Source organism: uncultured Psychroserpens sp. (assembly GCF_947501425.1).
In the GTDB taxonomy this organism is placed as follows: Bacteria; Bacteroidota; Bacteroidia; order Flavobacteriales; family Flavobacteriaceae; genus Psychroserpens.
The window spans coordinates 279,739-293,845 of the sequence record NZ_CANMVN010000004.1; the positions used below are offsets into that span (position 1 = coordinate 279,739).

General features: G+C 33.5%; 13 protein-coding genes. 3 read left to right on the plus strand and 10 right to left on the minus strand.

The window, feature by feature from the left end:
* Positions 1–10 precede the first annotated feature (10 nt).
* Positions 11–1,111, plus strand: a complete 1,101-nt coding sequence (locus Q0951_RS08105; protein WP_299336070.1) for an OmpA family protein — start codon at positions 11–13, stop codon at positions 1,109–1,111.
* 37 nt (positions 1,112–1,148) lie between these two features.
* Here Q0951_RS08105 and Q0951_RS08110 read toward each other — a convergent pair whose 3' ends face one another.
* Entirely contained in the window at positions 1,149–2,261 is a 1,113-nt protein-coding gene (locus Q0951_RS08110) for a TlpA disulfide reductase family protein (protein ID WP_299336071.1), read from the minus strand.
* A gap of 158 nt (positions 2,262–2,419) precedes the next feature.
* Here Q0951_RS08110 and Q0951_RS08115 point away from each other — a divergent pair, with 158 nt between their 5' ends.
* Positions 2,420–3,130, plus strand: a complete 711-nt coding sequence (locus Q0951_RS08115; protein WP_299336072.1) for a DUF4197 domain-containing protein — start codon at positions 2,420–2,422, stop codon at positions 3,128–3,130.
* A 27-nt stretch (positions 3,131–3,157) separates the two neighbouring features.
* Here the strand turns inward: Q0951_RS08115 and Q0951_RS08120 are convergent, their stop codons facing one another.
* Positions 3,158–4,393, minus strand: coding sequence for a hypothetical protein (locus tag Q0951_RS08120; RefSeq protein ID WP_299336073.1), 1,236 nt, complete (start codon positions 4,391–4,393; stop codon positions 3,158–3,160).
* Positions 4,394–4,700: 307 nt separating this feature from the next.
* Here Q0951_RS08120 and Q0951_RS08125 point away from each other — a divergent pair, with 307 nt between their 5' ends.
* Positions 4,701–4,901 (plus strand): Lacal_2735 family protein, encoded by a 201-nt coding sequence (locus tag Q0951_RS08125; RefSeq protein ID WP_299336074.1) that lies wholly within the window; start codon positions 4,701–4,703, stop codon positions 4,899–4,901.
* A gap of 38 nt (positions 4,902–4,939) precedes the next feature.
* On the opposite strand, the gene Q0951_RS08130 is transcribed toward Q0951_RS08125, so the two are convergent.
* The 8 genes from Q0951_RS08130 to Q0951_RS08165 form a co-directional block, all read right to left on the minus strand.
* On the minus strand, positions 4,940–6,175 hold the full coding sequence (locus tag Q0951_RS08130; protein WP_299336075.1) for an outer membrane beta-barrel protein: 1,236 nt from the start codon (positions 6,173–6,175) through the stop codon (positions 4,940–4,942).
* Between the two features lie 27 nt (positions 6,176–6,202).
* Positions 6,203–7,000: an ABC transporter substrate-binding protein gene (locus tag Q0951_RS08135; RefSeq protein ID WP_299336076.1), complete on the minus strand. Its 798-nt coding sequence runs from the start codon at positions 6,998–7,000 to the stop codon at positions 6,203–6,205.
* A 36-nt stretch (positions 7,001–7,036) separates the two neighbouring features.
* Complete coding sequence (gene pyrF / locus Q0951_RS08140) at positions 7,037–7,852, minus strand: orotidine-5'-phosphate decarboxylase (RefSeq protein ID WP_299336077.1); 816 nt, start codon at positions 7,850–7,852, stop codon at positions 7,037–7,039.
* A 33-nt stretch (positions 7,853–7,885) separates the two neighbouring features.
* On the minus strand, positions 7,886–8,962 hold the full coding sequence (gene prfA, locus Q0951_RS08145; protein ID WP_299336078.1) for a peptide chain release factor 1: 1,077 nt from the start codon (positions 8,960–8,962) through the stop codon (positions 7,886–7,888).
* Between the two features lie 397 nt (positions 8,963–9,359).
* The gene (locus tag Q0951_RS08150; protein ID WP_299336079.1) at positions 9,360–10,538 is read right to left on the minus strand and encodes an AIR synthase related protein; all 1,179 of its coding nucleotides are present in this window, start codon (positions 10,536–10,538) and stop codon (positions 9,360–9,362) included.
* A gap of 36 nt (positions 10,539–10,574) precedes the next feature.
* The gene (locus tag Q0951_RS08155) at positions 10,575–11,255 is read right to left on the minus strand and encodes a Curli production assembly/transport component CsgG (RefSeq protein WP_299336080.1); all 681 of its coding nucleotides are present in this window, start codon (positions 11,253–11,255) and stop codon (positions 10,575–10,577) included.
* A 226-nt stretch (positions 11,256–11,481) separates the two neighbouring features.
* A complete protein-coding gene (locus tag Q0951_RS08160; protein WP_260097877.1) occupies positions 11,482–11,622 on the minus strand; it encodes a hypothetical protein in 141 nt (46 codons plus the stop codon).
* A gap of 226 nt (positions 11,623–11,848) precedes the next feature.
* Positions 11,849–14,035, minus strand: a complete 2,187-nt coding sequence (locus tag Q0951_RS08165) for a glutamine synthetase III (RefSeq protein WP_299336081.1) — start codon at positions 14,033–14,035, stop codon at positions 11,849–11,851.
* Between the last annotated feature and the right edge of the window lie 72 nt (positions 14,036–14,107).

The following is a 14,107-nucleotide window of genomic DNA, read 5'->3' on the forward strand; positions in this document are numbered from 1 at the left end:
TATTATTTTTATGAAACAAAAATTATTTTTATTCCTATGCTTATTAGCAAGTGTAGGCTACGTACAAGCTCAAGGGCTTCCAACTAATCCAGAACCTGGAAAATGTTATGTAAAGTGTATTACTAAAGATACATTTAAAGAAGTGACTGAAACTTTACAAGTATATCCTGCATATACAACTTTAGAAGTTGTACCTGCAACATATAAAACTGTAGAGGAAACAGTATTAGTTAAAGAAGCAACAGAAAAGTATGTATATACTCCAGCTACTTATGAAACAGTAGATGTTTCTTACGTAAGAAAAGAAGGACGTACAGATTTAAGTATTGTTCCTGCTACATTTGGAAGAGATTCTAGAACATTTGAAACTTATCCTGCAACTTCAGGTTGGGAATACAAGGTTCTTGAAGATTGTCCTTCTGTAAACAAAGATGACTGTGTTGCTGCATGTTTTGTAGAGTATCCAGCAGTGATGAGAGATGTACCTTTTACAACTTTAGTTACTGATGCTAGCACGACTTCAGCTCCAGTTCCTGAGCAAATGTCTTCTTACAAAAAACGTGTTATTAAGACTCCAGCTCGTATGGACAAGATTGAAATTCCAGCTGAATACAAAACAATTACGCGTCAAGTTGTTGATGTTCCTGCAACAACAAGAAGCAACACTATTCCTGCGAGAACTGAAACAGTAACAAGAACTATTTTAGATCAAAAAGGTGGTATCACTACTTGGGAAGAAGTTGAGTGTGAGTTATTAAACCCAACTGTTATTCCTATTTTTTATGAAACTGCTAGTGCTCGTTTAACACCTGCTTCTAAAAGAGTTATTGACGAAACATTACTTCCTATCTTAAATGATAAGCCAGTTAACATTGAAATCATGTCTCACACAGATTCAAGAGGTAATGATGATTACAACATGTCTTTATCTCAGCAACGTGCTAATTCTGTAGTAAACTATTTAGTTTCTAAAGGAATTTCAAGAAGCCGTTTATCTGCTAAAGGATATGGTGAGTCAAGATTAACAAACCGTTGTTCTAATGGCGTTGATTGTTCAGACAATGAGCACCAAAGAAACAGACGTACTGAATTTAGAGTATTGAATAACTAATCGTTATTTCAAATAGATAATAAAAAAAGACACCTTTTTAAGGTGTCTTTTTTCTTATAGTATAAACTTTAAAGTTGCCTTTCTCTTTGCTTACTTTTATACCATAGGTGTCTTGGAAATCTGTTTGCATAAGATTAAAGAACCTGTGATGTATTTGCCAGTCATGCTCTTCATTATCTGCTTCTGCGCCTTTTGTTATTACTGGCATATTCAACACAGAAGCCAATTGATACATAGCATCTTTAAACGTTACATTATCTCCTTGAATTTGAGTGTCATCTATAAGATATGGAGCTGTATCTTTACCCCAATCTATTTGTTTTGTATCCCAATAATTGATATTTGATATATCTAACATTAAGACATCGCCTTCTTTTTCGGTATGATAAAGGTCTAATTTTAATTCGTCTAAAATTTGAAACGTTACATTTCCACCTTTCTTTTTATACACCTCATAGGTCTTATTTAGTTCTGGAGTAATTTGGACTTGATTATTGAGAAGCTTTTGTTCTTTTGCGATAATACTTTTTAAGTCACCTTTATAATGCACATAATCACCGTTAATATTCATTACAAGTGTTTCATAGCTTTCATTTTTAAGTCTTTTAATCTCAAAATCTGATTTTGGAGTATAATCAGCTTTAAATGTTTCTTCCTTTATTCGCTGAACTTTAAACACTTTACTTATGTCTCTTTGCTTAGTATTCTGTCTTAAATACCGCTCTAAGTCACCTTGCTTGAAATCGGTTGGACTTCCCTTCCATAAGACAACTCCGTCAGCATTTAAAAGAAGTCCGTATGGCAAAACTCTTGTGTTATTTGCCTTAAAAGTTTCACCTTTGTAATCTATAGACACCGCTAAATCTGTTGGATTTTTTTTAAGAAAACGCTTTACTACTTCAGGGTTTTCTTCTGAAAGTGATATGACATAAAACCGATCAGGATATTGACGCTGAAGTACGCCTAAATACTCAGAGGCGTAAACACAAGGCCCACACCATGTTGCCCAGAAATCAATAAAGAACAGTGATGCTTGGGTATCATTAGCGCTTTTTGATGTTTGCAAGGTTTCAGAAAACCGAATTTGCCCGCTACTTAATAAGGGAAGACAAATACAGAGAATGACTAAAAAAAATTTACTTAAATTCATTTTTTGTTTGTTTACTTTCTCCCTTATGATTAACAACTATTGTGCTAAAATAGTATTTTAAACTAATTAATTTAAAATTCAACAGCATGTAATTCACAAAGTTTTGAACTATAACAGCTTTAATATTTTATATTTGTCATAAATAAAATCCCGAAATCATGATTCGTAAACTTCTCACTTTCATTCTAATTTTTAATCTTACAGCCTGTGCCGAATTACAGGATGTTGTTAATAGTCTACCTCAACAAGGAGGTGGTGTTTTAAGCAATGCTGATATCGCTTCAGGTTTGCGTCAAGCTTTGGATTTTGGAATCGATAAACAAGTAAGCAAACTGACACAAAAGGACGGATTCTTTAAAAATGAATTGGTTAAAATTTTACTGCCTGATGAATTAAAAAAAGTAGATAAAGCCTTACGTGATATTGGTTTGAGCAGTTTAGCAGATGATGGTTTAAAAGTATTGAACCGAGCTGCAGAAGATGCTGTAAAAGAAGCTACACCTATATTCGTAAATGCTGTAAAAGGCATTACATTTAATGATGCAAAAGACATTCTATTAGGTGCTGATGATGCTGCAACCCAGTATTTAACAAGCAGAACACAAACAGAACTTTATAACAAATTTAAACCTGTTATCAATAATTCATTCAGTAAAGTTGGAGCCGATCAAATTTGGGAAAATCTCATCACCAAATATAACGCCATACCGCTTACCAATAATGTCAATCCAGATCTTACAGATTATGTCACCGGAGAGGCTTTGAAAGGTGTTTACACTATGATTGCTGTCGAAGAAAAAGAGATACGAAATAAAGTATCATCTAGAACTACTGATTTATTGCAAAAAGTTTTTGCGCTTCAAGATTAAAAGTTCTATCCTGTAAACTGTAAGAGATTAAAATAATTTATAACCTAAAACAACACCAACAGAATTAAAACGACCTTCAACTATTGTATAGTCATTAGTAATATCTCTCATCGTATTAATTCTAGCTTCGATATTAAACCTATTATCAAATTCATAACCTATACCAAACAATAAGTTTGGAGAAGATCGGATATCTAAATCTACAATACCAGGATTATCAGAGTATTCAATTTTATCTGACATGTCAAACACAATAACGTAGGCTGCGTTTACAAAAATTTTAGACTTTTCAGACAACAGAAAATAATGCCTTAAACCAATTGGAACATCAATATACTTGTAGTCTACCGATATATCTTGTCTCCTATTGGCTTCAATTACACTTTCGTAAAAAATAGTAACAGAACTTTCATACGATTGAAAACCTGGCTCAATAAACACAGACCATCTTTTTGACTTTGAAGATAACATGTACTCTAACTCTGCTGCAATTCTATATGAACTTTGAGAACCTAAATCTCCTCCTTGTCTATCAGCAGCTATAGCTCCTCCGTCATAAACCACATCTAAACTTGAATTAAAATAGCCAACTTTAACCGATAGGTTTAAATCTATTTTTTTATTAGGATTCTCATAAACTTTATTTAATGAAGAGCTACACATATTGTATTTAGAGACAATGTCTTTCAAATCATCTTTAGAATACTTTAAATCTCTTGTTTGATCTAGTGTAATACTCTCACATTTTAACTCATCAAATATTTGTTTTTTGTATGTTGAATTTGTTCCAAGTGTTTTATTTGTGAGTAAATACTTTTTATAAACAAGCGGCTGAAGATCTGTTTCACCAATTCTAATGAAAAAACGATTTTTATCATTATCATGAAAGTAAAATAAATCGGCGTCGCCTTCAATTAGTTGTTTCAAAAAAACCGTTTGATTCAAATATTCAGGCTCTTTAGTAATACTCAGTTTATTGGCTCTGGATGATGACTGATCAATATCAACACTAAACCTCTCAAACTTGATATAATCACCTATTCCAAATTCTTTTACATTTTCGATATCTGTGATGAGTGTTTCTTTAGACGCTTTAGACAACCTGTATTTGAACTCTGTCGGATTATTATTCCAATCAACATTTTTTATATACACCTCAGTTCTCTTATTTTGATTATCTATTATATAACCAGGCTCATAATTTAATTGAGCAAATGACAAGAAACTAAAAAATAAAAAAAAGAAAAGTAGATTGGATTTCATAAATAGGAAAATTAAAATTTATTAATAGCTGCAATGATATGCATTGATCCAATAGCTACAAAATTAAAGTTTCCTTTTTTACAAATTAAGAATTAATATAAACCTAATGTTAGCATAACATAAGACTATTAGATAATGCCCATCTTTGTATCAGTTAGCAGAATAATACCATTCATTTTGAATTAGAAAAGTTAGTTGCAAAAATCGATCTTGTCCTAAGGTCGGTTTTTTTTTGGCCTTTTTGTAAATTTATCTTGCTCAATTACAATATTTTATCTACATTTAATTACGAAAAGCCATTACCATAATGAATCAGACTAAGAAAATTATAAATCACCAATCCTTGTTACTTTCACGTTACAAAAAGTTGGTTGAACAAGCTTATAATTTTCGCCAGACCGATTCTGCACTTAGTGATATTTCAGAATATAAAGCCATCAAGTTACTTCACAAGATCAATAAACTGAAATACCTAATTAGAGATTTAAACACACTACAGCAAAACTAAAAAAGCTAGACTGTAGCGTATCAAATCATTATTTCCAATTACAAAAATCTATATCCTAGTACAACTCCGTAGCTACTAAACTCTCCGTTATAGGTCACAAAACTTGAGAGTATATCTCTATTAGTATATGTTCTGGCTTCGATACTAAATCTATCGTTGAATTCATATCCTAATCCGAAAAGTAAATTTGAACTTGATTTGATGTCAGGATCATTATCTGTGGCAACAGAATCATCAGCATAGTCAATTTCATCTGTTAAATCAACCGTTAGTACTAAAGCCGCATTAATAAAAATCTTTGATTTATCACTCAAATACATATAGTGACGCAATCCAAACGGAATTTCAATGACTTTATAATCTATTGTAGCAGTATCTTCAAAAACTGTCACATCGTTTTCTACTCTAATATCTACAGAAGACGAGTAACTCATGAATGTTGGCTCTAAAAAAACACCCCATTTGTTTTTATTAAATGGCAATAAGGATTCTAACTCCAAACCAAATCTCGGTCCTATTTCCTGCGGAAATTGAGCAGATTGTCTATCTTGTCTGATAGCTCCTTCATCAAATTCTACATTCAACTGATTGACGCTTAAACCTGCTTTCACTCTAATATTGAACTTCCCTTTAAGTGGTTCTTCTTGTAAGACTAAGTTTTCTCCACTAATACAGATATTATAGTCTGAGAAGAAACCAACGAGATCATCCTGATTATAATCAATTTCTCTCAAGGTATTGGAATCAATTCCTCGACATTTCATAGTGTCAAAAAGTGTTTTTCTGTAGGATTCGTTTGTGGCAACCGAGTTATTAGAAACATAATATTTCTTATAAATTAAAGGTTCAATTTTTCCACCATCCAGCTGATAAAAGAACCGCTTAAACTTGTTACTTTTATAAGCGTACAATTTTGCGTCACCAGACACCAACTCTCTAATAAATACAGTTTCAGATTTAAAATTTGGCTCAGGTCTATTGCTAAGTTTAGAAGCTTTTGATGAGGATTGATCTACTTGGACAGTTGCTTTTACATATTTAATGCTATTTCCAATCATAAAACTGCTTACAGATGTTATGTCGGCAGTGATTGTTTCAGAATTTTCTTCTAATCTGTATTGAACTTCCAATGGATTGTTACTCCAATCCAGGTTTCTAATGTAACAATCAATTTTTTTACCAGTATTATCAATAACGTATCCTTTTTCGTATTTGATTTGTGCAAATAAGGTAAAAGAAAAGAGGAATAAAAAGAGGGTAATAGTTGACTTCATAAATGAGTTTTTTTTAGGTTAATATTTTTAAGATGTAAGTAATTTCTCAAAAATTGTACCAAAATACTTGTATGAATATTTCAATCTACTCCCATACCAGGAAAATAATTCTCCATCAATAATAATAACCTGTTTATTTGGATATTTTACAAAAAACTCTTGTTTGTCTTTTTCCTTAAACGGAAATGGCTCACTGGAGAGCAATATCACTTCGGCATCATTAAGTAAGGGATCATCAAGAAGCACTTCTGGATAACGCTCTCTCTTTTTAAATACATTATCAAAGCCAGCTTCAGTCATCATAACATTGACAAACGTATGATTAGCACAAACCATCCATGGATTTTTCCAAATGAAATAGGCTACCTTACACTGCTTTCTGTTCAAAAACTTCTCTCTAAATACATTACGCTCATTATTAATAACTGATATGAGTTGTTCTCCTTTTGATTTAATCTTGAATAAAGCACTATACATCTTAATAAGCTCATAACAGTCATCAAGATTATTTATATCACTAACATGAACAGCTGCTATAGTTTCCAATTCTGAAACCATTTCCTGAGTATTCTCTTCCTTATTACATAAAATGATATCTGGCTTTAAGGCTTTGATTTTATTCATGTTTACTGCCTTAGTTCCTCCTACAATAGTTTTTTCCTTTCGCAAATATTCAGGATGAACACAAAACTTGGTCACTCCAACTATTGACGCTTCTAAACCAAGATCAACTAGTAATTCTGTTTGAGAAGGCACTAAAGAGATAATGCGTTTGGGAGTGGTCTCAAACTCTAAAAGCCTTTTAAGTTGGTCTCGATGTATCATGATGAGAAGCTAAAAATACTCAGCTAAGCGCTATGTCTACTGCAATAAAATGATCTTCATTTGCTCCTGGAGCTCCTGAGCCTTACGAGCTGCAGCCTGTGCAAAATCATCCTCTTGTGACGCATAAATAATTCCTCTTGAAGAGTTGATTAGCAATCCCACAGAATCATTCATTCCATATTTACACACCTCCTGCAAATTTCCGCCTTGAGCTCCAACACCTGGAACCAACAGAAAGCTATCAGGTATAATCTGTCTTATATCTGCAAGGTATTCAGCTTTAGTAGCACCAACCACGTACATTAAATTGTTGGAGTTTTTCCATGATTTTGAAATCTCTAGAACTTGTTTGTATAACTCTTGCCCATTAACTGTTTTTGTTTGGAAATCAAAAGCTCCTTGATTGGAAGTTAAGGCTAACATAATAGTATGTTTGTCTTCAAAAGCTAAAAAAGGCTCTACAGAATCTTTTCCCATATAAGGTGCTACAGTAACACTATCAAAGGCTAGGTCTTCAAAAAATGCTTTAGCATACATCGTACTGGTATTACCGATATCACCACGTTTGGCATCAGCAATGGTAAATATTTCGGGATGCTTAACATTGAGATACATAATAGTCTTCTCTAAAGCTTTCCATCCTTTAAGTCCGTAGGCTTCATAAAAAGCAGTGTTTGGTTTATAAGCGATACATAAATGATGAGTCGCATCAATTATAGCCTTATTGAAAGCAAATATTGGATCTTCCTCTTTTAATAAATGCTTTGGAATTTTATCTAAATCGACATCCAATCCTATACAAAGAAAAGAGTTCTTTTTTTTGATTTGTTGTGTAAGTTCTTGTGTTGTCATATTAAAAAAGCCTCTAAAACAGAGGCTCAAAATTTATATGTGTTCGTCACTAGCTTTTAACTTCTCAGTATTTTCAGCTAGCATTAATTCATCAATTATTTTTTGAATATCACCATTGATGATATTCTGAAGATCATATAAAGTCAATCCTATTCTATGATCGGTTACACGACCTTGCGGATAATTATAAGTTCTAATCTTAGCACTTCTATCTCCAGAGGTTACCATACTACCTCGTTTAGCCGCATCTGCTTCCTGTTTTTTTGCTAATTCCAGATCATATAAACGAGAACGCAATACTTTGAATGCCTTCTCTTTGTTTTTATGCTGTGACTTTTGATCCTGGCATTGTGCTACTAATCCGGTTGGTTCGTGAGTTAATCTAACAGCTGAATAGGTTGTATTTACCGACTGACCTCCTGGACCTGACGAGCAGAAATAATCGATACGTACATCTTTAGGGTCAATCTCCACATCAAATTCTTCAGCCTCAGGAAATACCATACAAGTTGCAGCACTGGTATGAACTCGCCCTTGGGTTTCAGTTTGAGGCACACGTTGCACACGATGCACACCGGCTTCAAATTTTAAAGTTCCGTAAACATCATCACCTGTGACTTCAAACTGAATTTCTTTAAATCCACCATTAGTCCCTTCGCTGTAATCTACAGTACTCACATTCCAACCTTTACTCTCGCAATACTTAGTGTACATTCTATAAAGATCACCTGCAAAAATACTTGCCTCATCTCCACCAGTTCCGGCACGCAACTCAACAACAGCATTTTTAGAATCTTCAGGGTCTTTAGGTATGAGTAAAAACCGTATATCGTCTTCTAATTTTGGAATTCCTTCTTTGGCCTCTTCATATTGCATCTTAGCCATTTCTACCATTTCAGGATCACTTCCATCTGCAATAATCTCTTCTGCTTCTTTTAAATTATTGGTAAGCTCTATGTATAATTCACGTTTATCCATCAGCAAACGTAAATCTTTATACTCTTTATTGAGTTGTACATATCGTTTTTGATCAGTTATGATGTCGGGCTGAATGATCAAATCACTCACTTCATCAAAACGTTGCTTAACTATTTGTAATTTCTCTAACATCTATCTTCTAAAATTGAGATTCAAAAATACGATAATTTATGGATTAGCCATAGTGAATAAGTTGTTACTGCCTTCAAAAATATTCTTATATCTTTTGACGTTATATCCTCATGCGAAAGCAAGTAAAATCTATACTAAACTACTACAAATCAATGGCTTTGTGGTCATTTATTGTGACGCTGGGAATTACTATAATCAACCCTGAGCTCATTTTAGCGTTATCAACAAAACTATTTTTAGTCTTTGTATTGTGGTTTATGATAAGTGACCGAAAGGTAAGACAGCGTTTACGTTTTTACAGAATTAGTGGTGTTTCAAACATTAAATTTTTTACCGTAATCTATCTTTTTGATGGTTTTCTGACAACGACCTTCTTACTGTTAATAAAAGGCTTTATTTAATATTCAAAAACGCCATACTCACTTTTGATCGTAAGTTTTTTTACTTCGGAAGCTTCAACACGTCCAATGATTTGCGCATTGACATTAAAAGATTTTGATATCGCTATAATATCTTCGGCTATTTCAGAAGACACATATAACTCCATGCGATGACCACAATTGAACACCTGATACATTTCTTTCCAATCGGTTTCAGATTGCTCCTGTATCAATTTGAATAATGGCGGAATAGCAAACATGTTATCCTTTACAATATGCAAATTATCAATAAAATGCAAGATTTTAGTTTGAGCACCTCCAGAACAATGAACCATACCATGCAAACTTTCCGAAGAAAATTTAGATAAGATAGCTTTAATAATTGGCGCGTAAGTTCGTGTAGGTGACAATACTAATTTACCAGCATCGATAGGTGAATGCTCTACAGCATCGGTTAGTTTTGTTTGTCCGGAATACACCAAATCTTCGGGAACAGATGCATCAAAACTTTCAGGATATTTTTCAGCCAAATACTTATGAAACACATCATGACGAGCAGATGTTAAGCCATTACTACCCATACCTCCGTTGTACTCAGTTTCATATGTAGCTTGCCCAAAGCTTTCAAGACCAACAATCACGTCACCAGCTTGAATATTTGCGTTATCAATAACATTACTTCGTTTCATACGAGCTGTCACTGTAGAATCTACAATGATGGTACGCACTAAATCGCCAACATCGGCTGTTTCGCCTCCAGTTGAATGGATGGTAACGCCAAATGACTTAAGATCTTTGATAAGTTCTTCTGTACCATTAATTATTGCTGAAATAACTTCACCTGGAATTAAGTTTTTATTACGACCAATAGTTGATGACAGCATGATATTATCGGTAGCGCCAACGCATAACAAATCGTCAATATTCATGATAAGTGCATCTTGAGCTATCCCTTTCCAAACAGAAAGATCTCCAGTCTCTTTCCAATACATATAGGCAAGTGAACTTTTGGTTCCTGCACCATCAGCGTGCATAATCAGGCAATAGTCTTCATTATTGGTTAAATAATCGGGAACAATTTTGCAAAATGCTTTTGGAAATAACCCTTTGTCTATATTCTTGATGGCATTATGCACATCTTCTTTAGAGGCTGAAACACCCCTTTGCGCATAACGTTTACTGATATCTTGGCTCATGGCTTTGTTTTGAGCCACAAAAATAAGAATTGTTAATTACAATTTACGCCTATTTTTATCATCTGTTATTGAATTTGCTTCAATAACGGTAGAATAATCCTTTAATATTTTAGCTTTCTTCTCAGCACCTCCAAAATAGAAATTAGTTCCAAAGGCAATTCTGAAATACGTATCATCAGATGCTCCGGCTTCCAAACCATCAAGCGTATCACTAGACACATAGTTATAATCTGTATAAATTTTTAATGATAATTTATTTGAAACCACACATTCTAATCCAATACCACCTTGAACTTTAGCTGCTGTTTCTTTAAAGTGATTGGAAGCATTATAACCTGCTCCACCAAAAATAAATGGAGAAAAGCGCTCATGAGGAATTAATAACAACTCCATATTTAGGTCAAAGGACATGAATCCTTCATTATAGATATCTATATATGCGAGATTAAATTTATGGTATCCAAAATCTATTGCTAAATGTGGTGTTAAATGTCTTTTGTATCCAAAATGACTGTAAATCTCAAACATTGGATCCACAAAATCACCATTAATAACAGATGTACCTATGGCCACATCAAAGGCATTTGTTCCTCTTATATCGTAAAATTTGGTTTTAGGTTCAATTGGTATTTCAGTATCCTCTTGAGTAAAGGCTTGAAACACTGTTAAACATGCTACTAGTGTTAGTAAATGTAAACGAATTTGTTGTGCTATCATCAAATCTTGTTTTGGTTAAACTAAACCAATAACAAATAGACATTAGATTCAAAAGATTTGGGCAAAGGGCTGGCAATATAAAAAATTAATTTTCAATGAGTTATGTTTTTATCAAAAATTAACTATGGAGCATAAAAAAAGACAAATGAATTTTATAAAACCCATTTGTCTTTCTAATTGGCAATGATAGCAATGCCAACTAATTTTTGTAAGCATCAAAAATCATTTACGATTCTGCTTGAAATCTCGCTTCAGTTTTAACAACATTGTCCTGCGTAAGGTCATCTTTCACGTCGTTAGAATCGTCCTGAGAAAACAACAAGGTAGCAAACATAAGAGCAGCTACGCTTAGTAGTAACTTCTTCATTTTACAAAAAATTGATTAATAGCACTACAAACTTAACTATTTGCACCAGTGTTTACTTAGGTTTAACTATATTTTCGATTAGTTGATAAAATTATGCGTTGAAATGCAATAATTATGGTCAGTATATACGTATGACTACGTAGTTATCAACACTTTCATGATCATAAAAAACATAAAAGCCTCATTAAATGAGGCTTTTAAGCTATAGGTACCAGTTTGGTTATAACTAATTTGTAAACAATAATTCTCTGTACTTTGTAAGTGGCCAAAGTTCATCATCAACCAGCAGTTCTAATTTATCGCAATGGTATCTAATATCGTCAAACAGAGGCTTTACTTTATTGCAATATGCATCGGCTCTTTTTTCCAGATTATTGATAGAGTTAGCTGATTTACGTTCCTCGGTCATTTTAGTCACATTAGAATTAATACCTTCAATATGACTGGATATGTCTTCTATCAAATTGAGTTGTTCTTTGGCAAGTTTTTTAAAGGATGTACCATAAATTTCTTTTAATCCTTTAACATTTTCGATTAAAATATTTTGATAACGCACTGCAGTAGGAACCACATGATTTCTAGCAATATCACCTAGAACTCGACCCTCAATCTGAACTCTTAAAACATACTCCTCCATCTCAATCTCATATCGTGCTTCAGACTCAATTTTGTTCATCACACCTAAATCTTCAAAAAGACGAATTGCTTTTTTAGACACCTTAGCTTTGAGCGCTTCAGGAGTTGTTTTGTTATTACTCAAGCCTCGTTTTTTTGCCTCTTTTTCCCAAGCCTCGCCATAACCATTACCTTCAAAAAGAATATGCTTAGACTTTTTGATGTATTCTCTTAACACATTAAATATCGCATCATCTTTTTTCATGTCCTTTTTAGAAATGAGTAAATCTACTTCTGTTTTAAAATCAATTAACTGCTTCGCTACAATAGTATTTAAAACAGTCATTGGATTTGCACAGTTAGCTGTTGAGCCTACAGCTCTGAACTCAAATTTATTCCCAGTAAATGCAAATGGAGACGTTCTGTTTCTATCGGTATTGTCCAACAATACATCAGGAATTTTACCAACTACATTTAATTTGAGATCGGTTTTTTCCTGAGGCGATAATTTCCCATCAGTTACATTTTCTAGCTCATCCAACACCTTAGTCAATTGATCTCCAATAAACACTGAAATAATAGCAGGTGGTGCTTCATTAGCTCCCAAACGATGATCATTACTTGCAGAAGCTATGGCAGCTCTTAATAATTCCTCATTGTCATAGACTGCTTTTATGGTGTTAATAAAGAATGTAAGGAATTGAAGGTTACTCATTGGTGTTTTTCCTGGACTCAACAAGTTAACACCTGTATTGGTTCCTAAACTCCAGTTGTTATGTTTACCTGAACCATTTACACCTGCAAATGGTTTTTCATGAAATAACACCTTAAAATTATGACGCTCTGCTATTTTATCCATAACATCCATAAGTAGAGAGTTATGATCCACAGCAAGGTTTGCTTCATCATATATAGGAGCAAGCTCAAACTGATTAGGAGCTACTTCATTATGTCTTGTTTTTACAGGAATACCTAACAGCATACATTCGGTCTCTAAATCACGCATATAAGCCATTGCTCTATTTGGGATAGTCCCAAAATAATGATCATCTAACTGCTGTCCTTTAGCTGGAGAATGTCCCAGTAAAGTACGGCCAGTAAGTACTATATCTGGTCTTGACATTGCCAGACCGCTATCTATTAAAAAGTACTCTTGCTCCCATCCTAATGACGCATTAACTTTTTTGACATTCTTATCAAAATATTTACAAACAGCTACTGCAGCTGCATCAACTGCTTGAAGTGCTCTTAATAATGGTGCCTTGTAGTCTAACGCTTCTCCTGTGTAAGCGACAAATATTGTTGGAATACACAATGTTGTTCCATATATAAAAGCAGGAGATGTAGGATCCCATGCTGTGTAGCCTCTAGCTTCAAACGTATTTCTAATACCACCATTAGGAAAACTTGAAGCATCTGGTTCTTGTTGTACTAATTGTCCGCCACCAAATTTTTCAATAGCAAGCCCATTTCCTATAGTTTCAAAAAACGCATCATGCTTTTCTGCTGTTGCACCTGTTAAAGGCTGAAACCAATGTGTATAATGTGTAGCTCCTTTAGAGATAGCCCATTCTTTCATACCTGTTGAAATGTGGTCGGCAACTGTTCTATCAATTTTTGAACCATCACTTATGGCATTCATGACGCTTTCAAAAGCTTCTTTTGTTAAATATTGACGCATTGTTGATTCGTTAAAAACATTAGCTCCAAACAATTCTGACCGTCTTTTATTTTCTTCTATATGAATAGGCTGATGTTTAAATACTTCTTTTAATGCATGAAATCTTAAAGTTGACATAATCTTACCTTGTTTTCGAATTATTAGGGCAAATCTAATTAATATTTAAAAATATACAGGACAAACCCCTAA